This is a genomic window from Novosphingobium ginsenosidimutans (assembly GCF_007954425.1).
GTDB classification, from domain to species: Bacteria; Pseudomonadota; Alphaproteobacteria; order Sphingomonadales; family Sphingomonadaceae; genus Novosphingobium; species Novosphingobium ginsenosidimutans.
Map to the genome: position 1 here is coordinate 2,950,204 of NZ_CP042345.1, position 17,407 is coordinate 2,967,610.

19 protein-coding genes are annotated in these 17,407 nt (G+C 65.2%); 6 read left to right on the forward strand and 13 right to left on the reverse strand.

Annotation, left to right across the window (positions count from 1 at the left end; translation table 11 throughout):
* Positions 1-77: 77 nt before the first annotated feature.
* Positions 78-809, forward strand: coding sequence for a hypothetical protein (locus FRF71_RS14465; protein ID WP_147091320.1), 732 nt, complete (start codon positions 78-80; stop codon positions 807-809).
* Here FRF71_RS14465 and FRF71_RS14470 read toward each other — a convergent pair.
* Both FRF71_RS14470 and FRF71_RS14475 read right to left on the reverse strand, forming a co-directional pair.
* Positions 806-1,123, reverse strand: coding sequence for a YkvA family protein (locus FRF71_RS14470; RefSeq protein ID WP_147091321.1), 318 nt, complete (start codon positions 1,121-1,123; stop codon positions 806-808). The two genes, FRF71_RS14465 and FRF71_RS14470, sit on opposite strands and share 4 nt — an antisense overlap.
* Positions 1,124-1,167: 44 nt before the next feature.
* A complete protein-coding gene (locus FRF71_RS14475) occupies positions 1,168-1,818 on the reverse strand; it encodes a S24 family peptidase (RefSeq protein ID WP_147091322.1) in 651 nt (216 codons plus the stop codon).
* A gap of 120 nt (positions 1,819-1,938) precedes the next feature.
* Between FRF71_RS14475 and FRF71_RS14480 the strand changes: the two genes are divergently transcribed.
* Entirely contained in the window at positions 1,939-2,127 is a 189-nt protein-coding gene (locus FRF71_RS14480) for a hypothetical protein (RefSeq protein ID WP_147091323.1), read from the forward strand.
* A complete protein-coding gene (locus FRF71_RS14485; RefSeq protein ID WP_337678490.1) occupies positions 2,117-2,485 on the forward strand; it encodes a hypothetical protein in 369 nt (122 codons plus the stop codon). The genes FRF71_RS14480 and FRF71_RS14485 overlap by 11 nt, the downstream gene beginning before the upstream one ends.
* On the opposite strand, the gene FRF71_RS14490 is transcribed toward FRF71_RS14485, so the two are convergent.
* The 7 genes from FRF71_RS14490 to fsa are packed head-to-tail and all read right to left on the reverse strand — an operon-like array spanning position 2,482 to position 9,714.
* Complete coding sequence (locus FRF71_RS14490) at positions 2,482-3,420, reverse strand: D-2-hydroxyacid dehydrogenase (RefSeq protein WP_147091324.1); 939 nt, start codon at positions 3,418-3,420, stop codon at positions 2,482-2,484. The genes FRF71_RS14485 and FRF71_RS14490 overlap by 4 nt on opposite strands.
* 1 nt (position 3,421) lies before the next feature.
* A complete protein-coding gene (gene cysS / locus FRF71_RS14495) occupies positions 3,422-4,897 on the reverse strand; it encodes a cysteine--tRNA ligase (RefSeq protein WP_147091325.1) in 1,476 nt (491 codons plus the stop codon).
* Positions 4,898-4,928: 31 nt separating this feature from the next.
* Positions 4,929-5,810, reverse strand: coding sequence for an EamA family transporter (locus FRF71_RS14500; RefSeq protein WP_238339274.1), 882 nt, complete (start codon positions 5,808-5,810; stop codon positions 4,929-4,931).
* A gap of 26 nt (positions 5,811-5,836) precedes the next feature.
* The gene (locus tag FRF71_RS14505) at positions 5,837-6,508 is read right to left on the reverse strand and encodes a nitroreductase (protein WP_147091327.1); all 672 of its coding nucleotides are present in this window, start codon (positions 6,506-6,508) and stop codon (positions 5,837-5,839) included.
* Between the two features lie 12 nt (positions 6,509-6,520).
* Positions 6,521-7,198: a nitroreductase gene (locus tag FRF71_RS14510; RefSeq protein ID WP_147091328.1), complete on the reverse strand. Its 678-nt coding sequence runs from the start codon at positions 7,196-7,198 to the stop codon at positions 6,521-6,523.
* Between the two features lie 39 nt (positions 7,199-7,237).
* Entirely contained in the window at positions 7,238-9,052 is a 1,815-nt protein-coding gene (gene cobT, locus FRF71_RS14515) for a cobaltochelatase subunit CobT (protein WP_147091329.1), read from the reverse strand.
* Positions 9,053-9,063: 11 nt separating this feature from the next.
* A complete protein-coding gene (fsa, locus tag FRF71_RS14520) occupies positions 9,064-9,714 on the reverse strand; it encodes a fructose-6-phosphate aldolase (protein WP_147091330.1) in 651 nt (216 codons plus the stop codon).
* Between the two features lie 97 nt (positions 9,715-9,811).
* Between fsa and FRF71_RS14525 the strand changes: the two genes are divergently transcribed.
* The 3 genes from FRF71_RS14525 to FRF71_RS14535 are packed head-to-tail and all read left to right on the forward strand — an operon-like array spanning position 9,812 to position 14,189.
* The gene (locus tag FRF71_RS14525; RefSeq protein ID WP_147091331.1) at positions 9,812-11,977 is read left to right on the forward strand and encodes a primosomal protein N'; all 2,166 of its coding nucleotides are present in this window, start codon (positions 9,812-9,814) and stop codon (positions 11,975-11,977) included.
* On the forward strand, positions 11,974-13,545 hold the full coding sequence (locus FRF71_RS14530) for a cryptochrome/photolyase family protein (protein ID WP_147091332.1): 1,572 nt from the start codon (positions 11,974-11,976) through the stop codon (positions 13,543-13,545). The genes FRF71_RS14525 and FRF71_RS14530 overlap by 4 nt, the downstream gene beginning before the upstream one ends.
* 11 nt (positions 13,546-13,556) lie before the next feature.
* Positions 13,557-14,189 (forward strand): glutathione S-transferase family protein, encoded by a 633-nt coding sequence (locus FRF71_RS14535; RefSeq protein WP_147091333.1) that lies wholly within the window; start codon positions 13,557-13,559, stop codon positions 14,187-14,189.
* Here FRF71_RS14535 and FRF71_RS14540 read toward each other — a convergent pair.
* The 4 genes from FRF71_RS14540 to FRF71_RS14555 all read right to left on the reverse strand — a co-directional run bounded on the left by FRF71_RS14540 (position 14,182) and on the right by FRF71_RS14555 (position 17,389).
* A complete protein-coding gene (locus FRF71_RS14540) occupies positions 14,182-15,069 on the reverse strand; it encodes a CPBP family intramembrane glutamic endopeptidase (RefSeq protein ID WP_147091334.1) in 888 nt (295 codons plus the stop codon). The two genes, FRF71_RS14535 and FRF71_RS14540, sit on opposite strands and share 8 nt — an antisense overlap.
* Positions 15,070-15,132: 63 nt before the next feature.
* A complete protein-coding gene (locus FRF71_RS14545) occupies positions 15,133-15,900 on the reverse strand; it encodes an isocitrate lyase/PEP mutase family protein (RefSeq protein WP_147091335.1) in 768 nt (255 codons plus the stop codon).
* A complete protein-coding gene (locus FRF71_RS14550; protein ID WP_147091336.1) occupies positions 15,897-16,916 on the reverse strand; it encodes a bifunctional transcriptional activator/DNA repair enzyme AdaA in 1,020 nt (339 codons plus the stop codon). Before FRF71_RS14550 ends, FRF71_RS14545 begins: the two co-directional genes overlap by 4 nt.
* Positions 16,910-17,389 carry a DUF1203 domain-containing protein gene (locus FRF71_RS14555; protein WP_147091337.1) on the reverse strand — a complete coding sequence of 160 codons (480 nt, stop codon included), beginning with the start codon at positions 17,387-17,389 and terminating at the stop codon, positions 16,910-16,912. Before FRF71_RS14555 ends, FRF71_RS14550 begins: the two co-directional genes overlap by 7 nt.
* Positions 17,390-17,407: the final 18 nt, after the last annotated feature.

Genomic DNA, 17,407 nt, shown 5'->3' on the forward strand with positions numbered 1-17,407 from the left:
GTTCATTGCAAGACCCGCGCACTATCGCCTGCCCCACGGTTTTGTTAGGCTTCCCTTGGGCATTAGGGGGATCAAGCATGACAACAGTTGCCAGTAACGGGGCGCAAGCGCGCCGCGATCCATTTTTTGCCCGGTCCGGCCTGGTCATCGCCGCCGTGATCCTGCTCAGTTTCCCGCTGACCTATTACATCCCGCTCGTCACCGGCACGAAGACCTTCTCGTTGCTGCGGCACCTGCACGGCCTGGCCTTCTTCGCCTGGACCGGGCTTTACGTGTTGCAGACCCAGCTGGCTGTGCGCGGCCATGTGCGGCTGCACCGCGAGGTCGGCCTGGCCGGGATAGCGCTGGCGGGCGCCATGCTGCCGCTCGGGCTCTGGATGGCAATCGCGGCGATCGAAGGGCGGATTGCCAGCGGCTATCCCCTGCCGTTCGAGTGGGCGATCTATAACCTCGTCGATATCCTGGTGTTCAGTCTGCTCATGGGCTGGGCGATCTTCGAGACGCGCCGCCGGATCGACTGGCATCGGCGGCTGGCCTTCATCGCGATCCTGAACCTGATGGGACCGGCAGCCTCGCGCTGGTTCCTGGAGATGCCGCTCCCCTACCCTTGGCTCGACATGGCACCCAACCTGTTTGCCGATGCCGCGCTGATCGTGCTGGCGCTGCATGACCGGCGCACGCTGGGGAAGGTCCATCCGATCACCTGCCTGGCTGCCGCCGTGCTGGTCCCGATCCATATTGCCGAGCCATTCGTCGCGCGAACTGCGTGGTGGAACGGGCTGGCCCCCAGCCTGTTCGGGTTTGGCTAGTCAGCGAGCCACGCCCACGCTGCCACCCCTGCGGCGAGCCAAGCAGTGAGTACGAAGGCTAATCCGGCCCAAGAAGCCGGCCGTTCCTCTTCGATCGCCCGAAGCCGCAAGTCCTCAAGCGCATCCGCCGGAATCATCCGCACCGCCAGCCAGATCCCGGCCGGAACGATCAGCAGATCATCGAGATAGCCGAGGACCGGGATAAAGTCGGGGATCAGGTCAATCGGCGAAAGCGCATAGGCCGCCACCAGCCCGGCGAGCAGCTTGGGAAGCATCGGAACGCGCGGATCGCGCGCGGCGAGCCACAAGGCCATGACGTCGCGTTTGAGGGCCCTCGCCCAGGCCCGCAAGCGTTCGATCACAAGCGGCCGCTCTTCCAGACGACGCGCCCGATCACCTGCACCTCTTCGGGCGGCAGCTCGATCGGGCGATAGGCGGGATTGTCGCTGAGCAGGGTAATCGTGCCGGGGCGCCCCAGGTCGACCCGCTTGACCAGCAGCGCTTCGCCGGTGCGGACCACGTGAATCCCATCGCGCAAGGGGCGCGGGCTGCGATCAACCAGGATCTCGTCGCCGTCGCGCAGCGTGCTTTCCATCGAATCCCCCTCCACCCGGATCGCCGAAAGCATCCGCGGATCGAGCCCCTGCTCGCGCAGCCAGCGCGCCGAAAAGCGGAAGGCCCCGATCGGCAGTTCTTCCAACGCCAGAGTACCCGGACCGGCCGAGGCGCCAAGCGGCAGGCGCGGCACGTCGACCCAGTCGCCCCGCACCGGTTTTGACACAGCAGGCGAGGAAAATTCCTCTGGCGCACCCAGTTCCAATTCATCCACACCAAAGAACCGCGCCAGCGTCCGGCGGTCCGTCTCTTCCAACTTGCGCGGACTGCCCTTGCGAATGAACTGTTGAAGATAGGTCGAATTTCGACCGATCAGGTCAGACAGGGCGGACAAGCTGGCGCCCCGCTCGGTGGCGAGCTGCAGCAGGCGCTGGCGCGGATCGGCGGTAACCATGAATCATTCCTACACGATGTATTTTTCCTAGACAAGTAGGATTTCGCCAGAGAGAACAGGATTATTCCTTCGGTTCGATTCGCCGGGCCGGAACCAACCCTCGCCATGGGAGACGCTGCCATGCTGATACGCCGGATCGAGCAATTCCTGCGCGAAACCGGGATGCCGTGGACCAAATTCGGCCGCCTGGCCGCGCATGATCCGCGCTTTGTGCAAGACCTGCGGAATGGCCGCACCCCGCGCACTGCGATGGAAGCGCGTGTGGAACATTTCATGAACACTTTTCGGGAGAATCACCGTGCTGCATGATCCGGCCATCCTTCGCACCCTTGCCGCCGCGGCCCAGCGCAAGGGCCGGCGCCCGTGGCTCTCCCTGCTTTCAGCGCTGTTCGAGCTGGGCCAGGGCCAGGCCGAGCTGCTGCGCCATGCCGAGCGCAACTGGGCCAGCGCAACCTTCGCTGGTACGCGCCACAACGTCACCCTGGCCTTCATCGGAGCGGAGGCGATTGCAGCCGGCGAGGCGCTGATCGAAGCCCTGCCCGATCACGAATTTGCGATACCCGGGCAGCTCGTCGCCGATGCCTCGGTCATCTCGGTCGATCAGGTTGCCCTGCCCCAGCCGCAGATGGCGCTGGAACTGGAGCTCCTGTTACTGGAAGACGGCTAATAGCCGCGCAGCAGGTCCACGGCCGGCTCAAGCGGTTCGCCCCGGCGATAGCGCTCAAGGTTCACCAGAAAGCGATCGACCGAGCGGACGAACATCTTGTCTTGCGCGCGGCCCGACAGGTGCATGGTGACATGGGCGTTGGGCAGATCCCACAGCGGATGGTCGGCCGGCAGCGGTTCTGGTGTGGTGACATCGAGGAAGGCCGAGTGGATCTGTCCGGCCTTGAGCGCCTCGACCAGCGCGTCCTGATCGACCACGGTGCCGCGGGCGATATTGAGCAGCACGGCATCGCTCTTCATCGCCGCCAGCTCGGCCGCACCAATCATCCCATCCGTTTCGGGCGTGGCAGGGACGGCCAGGATCACCCAGTCAAACTCACCCAGCTTGCCGCGCCAGGCGTCCGGCGCAAGTGTATCCGGCCCCGGGGTGCGCCGAACCTTGGTCACTTCCACCCCGAACGGTGCCAGCCGCTCGGCGATGAGCGAGCCGATAGCCCCCATGCCGAGCAACAGCGCCTTGCTGCCAAAGAGTTCACGTTTGCCGGGCGAATCCATCAGCCATTCGTGACGATCCTGGGCATGGACCACCTCGCGATAGCCCTTGGCCACCGTCAGCATCCCCATCACGACATATTCGGCAATGGTAATGGCGTTGATCCCGGCGCCGTTGGTCACCACCACGCCGCGTTCGTGCATCAGCGCCAGCGGCATGTGTTCCAGGCCCGCATAGATCGAATTGAGCCACTTCATCCGCACCGCACGCCGCGCCGCTTCGGCCATGTCCTCTTTCTTGTAGAGGTCGAACCAGCCGATTTCGGCCTGATCGGCGATCTCCAGCAGCTCTTCGGTGGTGGCGAACCAGCGCGGTTCAATCCAGTCAGGCAGGCGCGGTTCAAGGATCGGGCGGGCGATGGAAGAGAGGACGGCAATGGTCATATCAGTCTCCAAGTTTCCAGTCCCAGCCGAGTGGATCGCCGTCCATCACCTCGACGCCTTGCGCGGCGAGTTCGTCGCGCAGACGGTCGGACGTCGCAAAATCCTTGGCGGCGCGGGCTTCCTTGCGCTGGGCCAGGACGGCCTCGATTTCGGCCTCGGTGATCGTCGCAGCCTTGGGGCGCAGGCGCAGGTCAGTGCGTTGCAGGTGACCAAGATTTAGGCCCATTACCCAGTCCATGTGCGAAGCCGCAGTCGCGACGCATTCAGGTGCTGTGCCTTTCAAGGCCAGCGTTTCCTCCAGCACCGTCAGGGCGTCGGCCGTGTTGAGATCGGCGGACACCGCAGCTTCAAACCTGGCGACCAGCGCATTGGTCACGCGTTCACGCTCCCTGCTGTCGCCGGGCGTCATGCGGCCTTCCTTCAGCGTGTCGGTCCATTTGCGGTGGGCCATCAGCATCCGCTTCAGCCGAACCAGCGCCGCCTGCAGCCCTTCCCAGCTGAACTCCAGCTCGCTGCGGTAATGCGCCTGGAGGCACATCATCCGGTAGGCGAGCGGGTGGTAGCCCTTGTCGATCAGCAATTGCAGCCGCAGGAACTCGCCTGACGACTTGCTCATCTTGCCCGTGCGTTCGACCAGGAAGTTGTTGTGCATCCAGATGTTTGCGCCGGAATTGGCCGGCACGTTCAGGCCATTGGTGCAGCAGAACGCCTGGTTCTGGGCGATCTCGTTCGGGTGGTGAATCTCGCGGTGATCGATCCCGCCGGTGTGAATGTCGAACGGGAAGCCGAGGACCTGGCCTGACATGACCGAGCATTCCAGGTGCCAGCCCGGCGCGCCCCGGCCCCAGGGCGAATCCCATTCCATCTGGCGCTTCTCACCCGGCGGCGTCTTGCGCCAGATTGCGAAGTCAGCCGCGTTGCGCTTGCCTTCCACTTCGTCGATCCGGCCTTCGCCTTCTTCAGTGACGGCGCGGGCGAGGCGGCCGTAATCGGCCACGGTCGAGACATCGAAATAGAGCCCGCTGTCGAGTTCGTAGCAGTGCTTTTCGGCAATGCTTTTGGCGAAGTCGATCATCGCCGGCACGAACTCGGTGGCAATCGTCCACTGGGCCGGCTGGCGGATGTTCAGCGCCTTCACATCGGCCCAATAGGCCTCGGTATAGTGCCGGGCGATGTCCCAGATGGATTGCGCCCGCTCGGCCGCCATCTTCTCCATCTTGTCTTCGCCCGCGTCGGCATCGTCGGTCAGGTGGCCCACGTCGGTGATGTTGATCACGTGGGTCAGCTTGTAGCCCTTGAAGCTGAGCGTACGGCCCAGCACGTCGGCGAAGACATAGGCGCGCATGTTGCCGATGTGCGGGTAATTGTAGACCGTCGGCCCGCAAGTATAGACGCGCGCCTCACCCGGGTGGACGGGCTGGAATTCTTCCAGCTGGCGGGTCAGGCTGTTGAACAGCTTGAGGGGCGTCGTAGTCATGCCTCGCGCCTTACGCAGGCTTGCGGCGCGGTCAAGCTGCCAGCGAGGCGAGCAGCAGCCCTACCCCGGCCATCACGACCAGCAATCCGGCCACTTCGTGGCGGCTGCTAGCCTTGCCGGTCAGCCGCCCGGCGAAGAGCGCGGCCAGCGGCATTTCGATCAGACCAAGCGTGCGGACATTGGCCGCCGGGGTCAGCGCGAAGGCGGTGAACCAGCAGGCCGAGGCGAAGGCGCCAAGAAATCCCGCACCCAGGCTGGTCCGCCAGACGCGCAGGCTGCCGGTAAAGGCTTCGCGATCGCGCGCCACCAGCCACAGCCCCAGGAGACCCGCCTGGATCGTCAGGCTGATCGTCAGCACGGTCAGCGCGCGGATCAGGAAATCCCCGCCCTCCAGCGCACCGATACCGCCGCGAAAGGCAATGGCGGAGAGGCCGAACAGCCCGCCCGCACCAACACCCGCAGCGATCATCCGTCCCTCTTTCAAGAGATTGCGGTACTCCCCCGGCTTGACCGAGGCGATCAGCACTCCTGCCGTCACCACGCCCACCGCCAGCCAGGCCAGCGGACTGAGGTGGTCGCCCAGCAGGATGACGCCCAGCACGGCGACCAGCACCGGTTCGGTCTTGATATAGGCATAGGCGACGCCAAAGGCGCGTTGGTGCATCACCACCAGCATCAGCGCCGTGCCCATGATCTGGCAGACCGCGCCCAGCGCCGCCCAGCCCAGCGCCGTTCGCGTCAGACCCGGCAGCGGCTGGCCGGTCAGCCACAAGGCCGCAGCCAGGAACAGCAGCGCAAAAGGCAGACCGAAGACGAACCGCACCTGCGTCGCCCCCAGCATGCCAATCGTCTTGGTCAGCCCCGCCTGGGCGCCGTTGCGGAAAACCTGCGCCGATGCCGCAGCAATTGTCACCGGCACCCAGAGCAGAAGTGAGAGGCTCAGAAACCCTCCCAGCGGATCGCTTCATCCAGCGGCGCGCGCGGCACCGGGAACTGGTTGACCGGGGCATCCGGATCGCGCCAGCCAATGCCCATCCCGCAAAAGAAGATGTGATCCTCGGGAATGTTCACCACGGCCCGGATCTGCTCCTGGTAGATCGCCCAGGCTTCCTGCGGGCAGGAATCGAGGCCCTCCTCACGCAGCAGCAGGCAGACGGTCTGCAGCCACATACCGATGTCGGACCACTGCGGCCGCCCCATGTAGCGCGGGGTGTGGATCAGCATCAGCACCGGGGCGCCAAAGGCCTGGAAGTTCTTCGCAAACCACATCAGGCGGCCCATCTTGTTGTCGCGCGGGATCTCCAGCGCGGCATACATCGCCTCGCCCACGCCTTTGCGGCGCTCGGCATAGGCGCCGTCGAGTTCGGGCGGGTAGATGTGGTACTCTGGCTTATGCCGCGCCGGCCCCTCGGGCAGGATCGCGGCGACATCGGCCAGCAGCTTCGCCAGCGGCTCGCCGGTGATCACCGTGGCGTTCCACGGCTGGGTATTGCCGCCCGAGGGCGCGTTCTGCGCCTTTTCCAGCACCCGGCGCAGCACTGCCTGATCAACCGGCTTGTCAAGGAACGCCCGCACCGTGCGGCGGGTGGCGACGGCTTCGGAAACGTTCATGCCGGCCAAGTCCTATTCAAAGCCCAGGAACTGGATCTTGCTTTCCAGCGGCTCGCGCTTGCGATCAAAGCCGTTCACCGGATCGGTCTCGTCGCGATAGCCGATGGCGATGCCGCAGAAGAAGATATGGGTTTCATCCGAGACGCCAAGGTACTCCTTGATCAGCTTGGCGTAGAGCGAGAGGAATTCCTGCGGGCAGGTATCGAGCCCGTGTTCACGCAGTAGCAGCATAATGGTCTGCAGCCACATGCCGACGTCCGACCATTGCGGCGGGCCCATGACGCGCGGGAAATAGACCATCAGCACCGCGGGTGCCCCGAACGAGACCAGGTTCTGCGCCATGAAATCGCCGCGCGCGGCCTTGTCGGACCGTTCGATGCTCATGGCCGCGTACATGTCCGCGCCGACCTGCGCGAGGCGTGCCTTGCATTCCGGCAGGACCTCGGGATCGCTCCACGAATATTCCTGCGGGTTCTGCGGCGGGGTACTCCGCATCTTCTCCTGCAACTGGCGAAGCGGCTCCCCAGTCAGGATCGCGCCCTCCCACGGCTGGAAATTGCAGCCCGAGGGCGCCCAGCGGGCGGTGTCCATCACCTGCTTGATGATTTCCAATGGTACGGGCTTGTCGCTGAACGAACGGATCGAACGACGGGTCAGGACGGCTTCGGTGGGGGTGCTGGCTTTGTTCATGGCGCGTTTAATCGTTCGATTAAACGGAGCGGTCAAGCGCTATTCGTCCTCAAATAGCGCGGCAAGCTGCTCGATCATCGTGCCACCAAGCTGTTCAACGTCCATGATAGTCACGGCGCGGCGGTAATAGCGCGTCACATCGTGACCGATGCCGATGGCGACCAGCTGCACTGGCGACTGGCGTTCGATCCAGTCGATCACCCGGCGCAGGTGCTGCTCCAGATAGCCGGCGGTGTTCACGCTGAGGGTTGAATCGTCGACCGGTGCCCCGTCCGAGATCACCATCAGGATGCGGCGGTCTTCGGGCCGGGCCAGCATCCGGGTGTGGGCCCAGAGCAGCGCCTCGCCGTCGATGTTTTCCTTGAGCAGGCCCTCGCGCATCATCAGGCCGAGGTTGCGGCGGCTGCGGCGATAGGGCTCGTCGGCCTTTTTGTAGACGATGTGGCGCAGGTCGTTGAGGCGGCCGGGCTGGGCCGGCTTGCCGCCCGCCAGCCAGGCCTCGCGGCTCTGCCCGCCCTTCCACGCGCGGGTGGTGAAGCCCAGGATTTCGGTCTTCACGCCGCAGCGTTCCAGCGTACGCGCCAACACGTCCGCGCTGATCGCAGCGATCGAGATCGGTCGTCCGCGCATTGAGCCGGAATTGTCGATAAGCAGGGTGACGATGGTGTCTTTGAACTCGACATCGCGCTCAACCTTGTAGGACAGCGACTGGCCGGGTGAGATCACTACGCGGGCCAGCCGCGCGGCATCGAGGATGCCCTCTTCCTGGTCGAAATCCCACGAGCGGTTTTGCTGCGCCATCAGCCGCCGCTGCAGACGGTTGGCCAGCTTGGTGACGATGCCCTGCAAGCCCTTCAGCTGCGCATCGAGATAGGCGCGCAGCCGGGTCAGCTCTTCCTCGTCGCAGAGGTCCTGCGCGGCGACCACTTCGTCGAACTGCTCGGTGAAGACCTTGTAGTCGAAGTTGCCGGGAATATCTGTCCACGGCCGGTTAGGGCGGACCGGGAGCATCCCCTCTTCGCCGTCGTCACCCGCTTCGGCCTCGGCATTGTCGTCCTCGACCTGCTGTTCGACCTCGCCCTCGCCTTCCTCATCGCCCTCGCTGGGCTCACCGGCGACTTCGCTGGGGGCCTGGTCTTCTTGGCTATCGCCGGCGTCGGGATTGTCCTCGCTATCGTCTTCGCCGTCCTGGTCTTCGCCCTCCTCGGGTTCGGCCTCCATCGGCTCGGAACGGGTCAGCTCCAGGTGCTGGAGCATGTCGAGGCTGAGCGCCTGGAATGCCTTCTGGTCATCCAGCGAGAGCGCCAGCGCGTCGAAATCGGTCCCGGCGCGCTCCGCAATCCAGCCGCGCAGCATATCAGTGCCCTTGCGCGCGGCCTCGGGCACCGGCTGGCCGGTCAGGTGTTCGCGCAGCAGCAGCGACAGCGCGACCGGCAGCGGTACTTCATCTGGGCTGGTCGCGCGGGCGATCGGATCGCCCCCCACCCGCACGGCCATGGCCGCGTCCAGATTGTCGCGCATCCCGGCATAGGCCTTCGAACCGAGCGCTTCATAACGCACCTGCTCAACCAGGTCATAGCAGGCCCGGGCCGAGGGATCGCTTGGCGCGGATTTGGCGTGCATCGCCTCGTTATGGTGGCGCAGCTTGAGCGCCATCGAATCGGCATGGCCGCGCGCTTCCATTGCCTGGTCGCGCGGCAGGTTGCGGCCCGGCATCGGCACCCGCAGGTTCTTGCCATTGGCCACGGCCATGTCGGCCGTCCACGCCACCTCCAGCTCGGGCTCGTGCGCAATTGCCCGGCTGGCGCCAGTCAACACGGAGCGGAAGCGATCGAGGGGCGTTTCGTCGGCCATCGGTTAGCTGCTCAGATCGACTGCCCGGTCTTGGCCCAGTCGGCCAGGAAGCCTTCGATGCCCTTGTCGGTCAGGATATGCTTGAACAGCCCCTTGATGACCGACGGCGGCGCCGTCATCACATCGGCGCCGATCTTGGCGGCTTCGAGCACGTGAACCGAATGGCGCACCGAGGCGACCAGGATCTCGGTCTGGAAGCCATAGTTGTCATAGATCAGGCGGATGTCGCTGATCAGCTGCATCCCGTCCCAGCCGTTATCGTCATGGCGGCCCACGAACGGCGAAATGAAACTGGCTCCGGCCTTCGCCGCCAGCAGCGCCTGGTTGGCCGAGAAGCAGAGCGTGACGTTGACCATGGTGCCTTCACTGGTCAGCGCCTTGCAGGTCTTAAGGCCGTCAATGGTCAGCGGCACCTTGATGCAGACGTTATCGGCAATCTTGCGCAGGACTTCCGCCTCACGCATCATCCCTTCGTGATCGAGCGCGACCACTTCGGCGCTGACCGGGCCGCTGGTGATCCCGCAGATTTCGCGGGTCACTTCGATGAAATCGCGCCCCGACTTGGCGATCAGTGAGGGGTTGGTGGTGACGCCATCAAGCAGGCCAGTGGCGGCCAGGTCCTTGATCTCGGCGATTTCGGCGGTGTCGGCAAAGAACTTCACGGCGGGCATGCTCCGGTAACGATTCCCCATCGCTATAGGGAAGGCTTTGGCGAGGGCCTAGCCCCCAGCGCGGTTTCTGCGCATAGGGACGAGACTCATGAGCCGCGTCCGCCTTCTTGTCTTCAATCCGGTCCTGTCGGTGCTCGATTACCGGGTGCCGCCGGGCGTGGACGTACAGCTGGGCAACGTGGTGATCGCCCCGCTCGGCCCGCGCCAGGTGCTGGGAATCGTCTGGGAACCGGATCGGCTCGACGGCACGGAAGTGCCCGAAAGCAAACTGCGCCCCCTGCTGGAGGTCCTGCCCGTCCCGCCGATTGCCGAGCCGCTGCGGCGGCTAATCGAATGGACGGCCGATTACTATTGCGCCCCGCTCAATTCCGTTGCCCGGATGATGCTGGGGTCGATGGCGGCGCTGCGCGGCGGTGGGACTACGACCGAGTATCGCCTGTCCGGCCTTGAACCAGCCCGCCTAACCCCGCAGCGCGCCGCCGCACTGGATGCCTTGCAGGGCGAGCAGGCCTCGATCCGCGAGCTGGCCGAACTCGCTTCGGTTTCCGAAGGCGTGCTGCGCGGCATGGTCAATGCCGGCATCCTGGAGCCGGTGACGGTTGACCTTGACCGCGCCTACCCCCGGGCGCAGCCGGACCATGCACAGCCTGAGTTGTCGGAAGAGCAGCAGGCCGCAGCCGATCAGTTTATAGCGGCTGTCGGCGCTGGAAAGTTCCAGACCTTTTTACTCGACGGGGTGACCGGGTCAGGCAAGACCGAGTGCTATTTCGAAGCCATCGCCGCAGCGATCCGGGACCGCAAGCAGGTGCTGGTGATGCTGCCGGAAATCGCCCTGACCGAGAATTTCCTGCGGCGGTTCGAGGCACGCTTCGGGGTACCGCCCGTACTGTGGCATTCTAGCCTCAAGCAGAGCGAGCGGCGGCGGGCCTGGCGAGCGATCGTTTCGGGCGAAGCGCAGGTTGTGGTCGGCGCGCGTTCGGCGCTGTTCATGCCGTTCAAGCGGCTGGGCCTGATCGTGGTCGACGAGGCGCACGAGGTCTCGTTCAAGCAGGACGACGGGGTGCGCTATAACGCCCGCGACGTTGCCGTGATCCGCGCGCGGTTCGAAGCGATCCCGGTGATCCTGGCGAGTGCCACACCCGCTCTGGAATCGCTGCAGCTGGCCGAAGCCGGGGTCTATCAGAAGATCGACCTGCCCAGCCGCTTTGGCGGTGCCACCCTGCCGCACATCGAAGTGGTCGACCTGCGCAAGGATGAACCGGCCCGCCAGCACTGGCTCGCTCCCTCGCTGGTCAAAGCGCTAGAAGACCGGCTGGCGCGCGGCGAACAATCGCTGCTGTTCCTCAACCGCCGCGGCTATGCCCCGCTGACGCTGTGCCGGCATTGCGGCTATCGCTTCCAGTGCCCCAACTGCTCGGCCTGGCTGGTCGAGCATCGACTGTCGCGGCGGCTGGCGTGCCACCACTGCGGTCATGCCTCCGAAGTGCCCGAGGCTTGCCCAGAATGCCACACGCCCGATTGCCTGGTCGCCTGCGGCCCCGGCGTGGAGCGGATCGCTGACGAGGTTAGCAGCCTGTTTCCCGAAGCGCGGATTGCCATCGCCACGTCCGACACGCTCAACAGCCCCGAAAAGATCGCCGATTTCGTCGCCCGGGCGGAAGGCGGCGCAATCGACGTGATTGTCGGTACGCAGCTTGTCACCAAGGGTTATCACTTTCCCGAACTGACCCTGGTTGGCGTGATCGATGCCGACATGGGCCTCGAAGGCGGCGACCTGCGGGCGGCCGAGCGGACATACCAGCAGATAGCCCAGGTAGCCGGACGCGCGGGCCGGGGGGTAAAGCCGGGCGAAGTGCTGATCCAAACCCGCCATCCCGAAGCCGCCGTCATCGCTGCCCTCGCCGCCGGTGACCGTGACGCCTTCTACGCCGCCGAAGCCGAGGCCCGGCGCGATGCCGGGGCGCCGCCGTTTGGCCGTTGGGCCGCGATCATCGTGTCGAGCGAGGATGAAGCTGAAGCGCGCGCGGCCGCCCGCCAGATCGGCGGGGCGCGGCCAGATCTGCCCGACGTCATGATCCTGGGTCCCGCCCCCGCCCCGCTTTCGCTACTGCGCGGGCGCTATCGCTATCGCCTGCTGATCAACGCCAGGCGCTCGGCCCAGTTGCAGGACATCATCCGCCAGTGGCTGGGCGCCTTGGCCTTCCCGCAGGGCGTGCGGGTCGCCGTGGATATCGATCCCTACTCCTTCGTATGACCGTGCTCGTGCCCGTGCTGGGCGATCAGCTTTCGCATGGTCTTGCCAGCCTCAAAGGCTGCGACCCAGCCGATACGGTTGTGCTGATGATGGAGGTGGCGGAAGAAGCCGCGCATGTACGCCATCACAAGGCCAAGATCGCGCTGATCTTCTCAGCCATGCGCCACTTCGCGGCCGAGCTCCGCAAGGCAGGCTGGCGGGTCGATTATATCCGGCTGGACGATCCCGAAAACGCGGGCAGCTTCACGGGAGAAGTCATTCGTGCTGCCGAGCGCCACTCACCCCGCCTGATCCGCGTGGTCGAACCGGGCGACTGGCGGGTCGAGCAGGCCATGCTCGACTGGCAGACCTTCATCGGCTGTCCGGTAGAGATCCTGCCCGATAGCCGCTTCCTCTGCTCGCGCGACGAATTTGCCAGCTGGGCGGCGGGCCGCAAGGAACTGCGGATGGAGTTCTTCTACCGAGAGATGCGGCGGCGCACCGGCCTGCTGATGGACGGGAAGGATCCGGTTGGCGGCAAGTGGAACTATGACGCCGCGAATCGCTCCGGCCCGCCCACGGGGCTGAAGGGACCGCCCCTTCCTCGCTTCGCGCCGGATGCAATGACGAACGAGGTAATCGAACTGGTCGGCACCCGCTTTGCCGATCACTTCGGTGCGCTGGACAAGTTCAGCTGGCCGGTCACGGCGCAGGAGGCCGAAACCGCCGCAGCGGCGTTCCTAAAAGACCGCCTGCCCACCTTTGGCCAATGGCAGGACGCGATGGTGCGCGGGCAAGACTTCCTGTTCCACGCCGTGCTCTCGCCCGCGATCAACCTCGGCCTGCTCGATCCGCTCGACCTCTGCCGCCGCGCCGAGGCCGAATATCGCGCCGGACGCGCGCCGCTGGCCGCGGTGGAAGGCTTCGTCCGCCAGTTGATTGGCTGGCGCGAGTACATTCGCGGGGTCTACTGGCTGGAAATGCCGGGGCTGGCCGAGGACAATTACCTTGGTGCCACCCGGCCGCTGCCGGACTTCTACTGGACTGGCAAAACCGACATGGCCTGCCTGGCCGATTGCGTCCGCACCACGCGAGACAATGCCTATGCCCACCATATCCAGCGCCTCATGGTGCTCGGCAATTTTGCCCTGCTTGCCGGAATCCGCCCGCAGGACGTGGCTGACTGGTTCCTGGTGGTCTACGCCGATGCCTTTGACTGGGTCGAGCTGCCCAACGTGGCCGGCATGGCCTTGTTTGCCGATGGCGGCCGATTGGCCTCCAAGCCCTATGCCGCCAGTGGCGCCTATATCGACCGGATGAGCAATTACTGCGGATCCTGCCGCTACAAGGTCAAGCTCAAGACCGGTCCGGACGCCTGCCCCTTCAATGCGCTCTACTGGCACTTCCTTGATCGCAACGAAGACAAGCTTGGCCGCAACATGCGCCTCGCCAATCCCTACGCCACCTGGCGGCGGATGAGCGAGGAGAAGCGCACGGAATACCTTGCCAGCGCGGAGGCATTCCTGCAGCAATTGCAAAACGCTGACGCCGGCTGGGCGCGGCATGGTCAATCAGAACAGAACCGATAGGAGAGCCTCCCATGCTGACCGTCCATCACCTACGCATTTCCCAGTCCGAGCGGATCGTCTGGCTTTGCGAGGAGCTGGGGATCGAATACGATCTGAAGCTCTACAATCGCCGTGAGGACAATCGGCTGGCGCCGGACGAGTACAAGGCGCTGCACCCGATGGGGATTGCGCCCGTGATTACCGATGGCGACCTGGTGCTGGGCGAAAGCGGGGCGATCTGCGAATATATCGACCGCAAGTATGGCGGCTGCCGCCTCTCGCCCGGCGTCGACGATCCGGACTTTGCCGATCACCTGTTCTGGTTCCACTTTTCCAACGCGACCTTCATGACCAACGGCATGATGGGGCTGGTGGCGCAGTCGCTCGGTGCTGCTGAAACACCGCCCTTTGTTGCCGATCGGGTTGCCAAGGCCTGGGCGATGACGAATGCGCGACTGGGTGAGGCAGAATTCTTCGGCGGCCGCAACCTGACCCTGGCCGACATCATGATGGGCTTCAACTTGACCACCTCGCGCGCATTCGGCGGGGCCTCGCTGGATCCCTATCCGAACATCGCAGCCTACCTGCAGCGGATCGGCCAGCGTCCGGCCTATCAGCGCGCGATGGCCAAGGCCGAGCCTGGCATGCCGCCGATGCTTACCTGACCCGGCGCCACGGCGCGGCAACCAACTGCCCGCGCTGGATCGCCAACAGCAGCAGGATCACCCCGGCAAGGGTGGCGACGATCATCGCCACGACGCTGGCTTCCAGACCGAAATCGCCGCCGGTCAGCCAGTCCGGGCCGAGCCGGCGCGTGATCAGCAGGCCCAGCGGCGCCTCTCCGCCCGAGACGGGAACGGAGAACACCCAGCCCTGCGTGAAATTCCAGGCGGCGTGGATGCCGATCGCCAGCCACAGCCGCCGCGTCAGCATATAAGCCGCACCCAGCAGGATCCCGGCCTCGACCGCGATGGCGACGCTGGAAAACCAGGTAGCACCCGGGTTCATGATGTGGAGCGCCCCGAACAGCGCCGATGAGAGCGCCAGCGCGATCCACGATCCAAGCCAGGCCTCAAGCTGGCGGAACACGATCCCCCGGATCAAGATCTCCTCGAACACGCCACTGAACACCGAAAGGCCAAGCATCGACCAAATTGCCCCCGCGCCGCGCAGACCCATGATTTCGAACCCGCCAAGCAGGGCGACGATGCCGGTCATGACCGAAAAGAGCGCAGCCCCGCCGAGCAGACCGAGCGCCAGCTCGCGCCCGGCCCCGGCCAATTCCAGCTCGCGGTCGGGTGCTCGTTCGATCCAACGCTTGTAGCCCTTGTAAGCAAGGATGAAGAGCGCAGCGAGAATGATGGCGCCTAGCAGCCGCGTCGGTGTGTTCTTGCTTGCATCAAGCGCGCCGAACACCTTGTTGAGTACAATCGACCCCACTGCACCGACTGCCACCATCAATGCAAAACCGATCAGCAGCAGGTTGACCGGGTGAGCGACGATCCGCCGGATTCGCGAGGGTTCGGCGGTGGCTAATTCGGTCATACGGCGCTGTTTCCCGTTACTGTATTGTTTGAATAAGACAGTAACGGTGCGTGGTCAAGCCATTCAGCCGGAAGCATAAGGTACGACTTCACCGGCAAACACCGCCCGCGCCTGCCCTTCCAGCCAGTCCATCGCCGCCGCCCAGGGACCGTGACCATAGCTGATCCGCGCGACGCCGCAGGCCGCCAGTTCGGCGCGGGTGCCCCGCCCCGGTCCCCACAGGATGTTCACCGGCAATGGCGAACCGGCACAGATCGCGGTGATCGCCGCATGATCGCCCAGGAACGGCACGAACAGACCACCCGCGCCTGCCGCTGCATAGGCCTCTGCCCGTTCAAGCACTGCATCGATCTGGCTCTGGCCCAGCGCCTCGGGCTTGGCCCCGCGATAGACATCGCAGCGCGCGTTGACGAACAGCCCGGAACCGGCCGCTGCCGCCACCCGGTCAGCCGCCTCAGCCAGCGGGATCAGCTCGGCCTGGCCCGGCATCCGGTCCTCCATGTTGATCCCGGCAGCACCGGCGGCGCGGGCCCGCTGGACCGACTGGCCAACCTCTTTGGCGGTTGCGCCATAGCCGGATTCGAAATCAAGCGTGACGGGCAGGTCGGTTACCCGCAGCACCCGTTCCAGGTTGCGCAAGGCATCGTCGATCGAAAAGTCCTCGCCATCGCTAAACCCCTGCGCCTCGGCGACGCCGTAGGATCCGGTAGCAATCGCCTTGGCGCCCGCCCGTGCCACGGCCCGCGCGCTGCCAGCGTCCCAGATGTTGAACAGCACCAGCGGATCGCCTGGGACGTGAAGCGCCTTGAACGCGGTTACGGGGTCAGTCATTTCGCTTCCTTTTCGAGCAGCTTGCGCTTGATCTCCAAGCCATAGGCATAACCACCCAGCCCGCCGCCTGTTGCAATGACCCGGTGGCAGGGAATCAGCACAGCGACATTGTTGGCGCCATTGGCGCTGCCCGCCGCCCGGACTGCCTTGGGCCGGCCGACTGCCGCAGCAAGCTGGGCATAGGTGCGGGTCTCGCCGGCCGGAATGCGGCGCAGTTCCTTCCAGACTGCTTCCTGAAAGGCGGTGCCCTTTACGTCGAGCGGGATGTGGGCGAAGTCGCCAGGCGCTTCGACGGCGGCCACCACTTGTTCGAGCAGTGCTGCGAACTCCGCCCCGCCCTCAACCAGTTCGGCCTTGGGAAACCGCGCCACCAAGGCTTCGCGGCCTTCGTTGAAGGACAAACGGCAAACGCCCTTGTCAGTAGCTGCAACCAGCATCGGGCCCAAAGAGGTCGGGACTACTGCCCAATGGATCGTAACCCCGCTGCCCCCGTTGGCCCAGGCTGAAGGTGCCATGCCCAGCTTCTCCCGATTGTTGCCATAGAACCGGCTCGGACCGGAATAGCCGGCCGCATAGATGGCCTCGGTCACCCGGCCCTCACCAGTCAGCGCCTCGGCTGCCCGCTCTTGCATCAAGGCCCGCGCATAGGCGGCGGGGGACAGTCCGGTGTGGCGGGTGAAGACCCGCTGGAAGTGCGTGGGCGAATAACCTGTCTCCGCCGCCAGCGCGGCCAAGGCCAGCGGTTGCTCGGCCGCCTTGATCGCGGCGATCGCTGCAAGCACTGCCCGCTCGTCGCGGCTGACGTCGTCTGGCAGGCAACGCTTGCAGGGCCTGAGACCAGCTGCGCGTGCGGCCGCGCCATCGGCAAAGAAGCGCACATTGTGACGGGCCGGATGCCGCGCCGCGCAGGACGGGCGGCAATAGATGCCGGTCGTCAGCACCCCAGTGACAAAGCGCCCGTCAAAGGCCCGGTCGCGCGCCAGCACGGCGGTCCAGCAATCGTCATCGATCAGCATGGCGCATCTCCGTGGCGCTCGACCCGCGCGCTGAAGCAGCCATGCGCGGCATTATGGGCATCGATATAGGCGATCGCGGGATTGGCAAGCAGCTCGCGGATCTTCTCGTCGGCCTCACCCGGCAAGGCCAGGCGGGCATCACGCAGGTTGCCCTCTGCATCGAAGCCGCGCAGCCCGAGCGGGCGGCCTTCGAACACCGGTGGGGTCGTGTCGATGAACTCTGCCGGCTTTACGTCGGCCCGCACATAGATGGCATAGGTGCTACGATAGGGCGTCCCGACATCGTGGCTGGTGTGATTGAGCAGAATCAGTTCATCCCCCTCTCGTGCGTCCTCCAGGCTGACCCGGCAGGGAAAGCCTCGGCTAGCGGTGGCGGTTACCCGGCGGGCGTTGCGCGCGGCCAGCGCTGCGTCTTCAAGCGCAAACAAGGGAGCGAAAGTTTCGTCAGAAAGTCCGGCAATGCGATAGGTCATAGGTCAACTCCAAACTAG

Excerpts from the sequence above, each read along its gene's own strand:
- FRF71_RS14465 (WP_147091320.1), top strand. The coding sequence starts at position 78 with ATGACAACAGTTGCCAGTAACGGGGCGCAAGCGCGCCGCGATCCATTT.
- FRF71_RS14470 (WP_147091321.1), bottom strand. The coding sequence starts at position 1,123 with ATGGCCTTGTGGCTCGCCGCGCGCGATCCGCGCGTTCCGATGCTTCCC.
- FRF71_RS14475 (WP_147091322.1), bottom strand. The coding sequence starts at position 1,818 with ATGGTTACCGCCGATCCGCGCCAGCGCCTGCTGCAGCTCGCCACCGAG.
- FRF71_RS14480 (WP_147091323.1), top strand. The coding sequence starts at position 1,939 with ATGCTGATACGCCGGATCGAGCAATTCCTGCGCGAAACCGGGATGCCG.
- FRF71_RS14490 (WP_147091324.1), bottom strand. The coding sequence starts at position 3,420 with ATGACCATTGCCGTCCTCTCTTCCATCGCCCGCCCGATCCTTGAACCG.
- cysS (WP_147091325.1), bottom strand. The coding sequence starts at position 4,897 with ATGACTACGACGCCCCTCAAGCTGTTCAACAGCCTGACCCGCCAGCTG.
- FRF71_RS14505 (WP_147091327.1), bottom strand. The coding sequence starts at position 6,508 with ATGAACGTTTCCGAAGCCGTCGCCACCCGCCGCACGGTGCGGGCGTTC.
- FRF71_RS14510 (WP_147091328.1), bottom strand. The coding sequence starts at position 7,198 with ATGAACAAAGCCAGCACCCCCACCGAAGCCGTCCTGACCCGTCGTTCG.
- cobT (WP_147091329.1), bottom strand. The coding sequence starts at position 9,052 with ATGGCCGACGAAACGCCCCTCGATCGCTTCCGCTCCGTGTTGACTGGC.
- FRF71_RS14525 (WP_147091331.1), top strand. The coding sequence starts at position 9,812 with ATGAGCCGCGTCCGCCTTCTTGTCTTCAATCCGGTCCTGTCGGTGCTC.
- FRF71_RS14530 (WP_147091332.1), top strand. The coding sequence starts at position 11,974 with ATGACCGTGCTCGTGCCCGTGCTGGGCGATCAGCTTTCGCATGGTCTT.
- FRF71_RS14535 (WP_147091333.1), top strand. The coding sequence starts at position 13,557 with ATGCTGACCGTCCATCACCTACGCATTTCCCAGTCCGAGCGGATCGTC.
- FRF71_RS14540 (WP_147091334.1), bottom strand. The coding sequence starts at position 15,069 with ATGACCGAATTAGCCACCGCCGAACCCTCGCGAATCCGGCGGATCGTC.
- FRF71_RS14545 (WP_147091335.1), bottom strand. The coding sequence starts at position 15,900 with ATGACTGACCCCGTAACCGCGTTCAAGGCGCTTCACGTCCCAGGCGAT.
- FRF71_RS14550 (WP_147091336.1), bottom strand. The coding sequence starts at position 16,916 with ATGCTGATCGATGACGATTGCTGGACCGCCGTGCTGGCGCGCGACCGG.
- FRF71_RS14555 (WP_147091337.1), bottom strand. The coding sequence starts at position 17,389 with ATGACCTATCGCATTGCCGGACTTTCTGACGAAACTTTCGCTCCCTTG.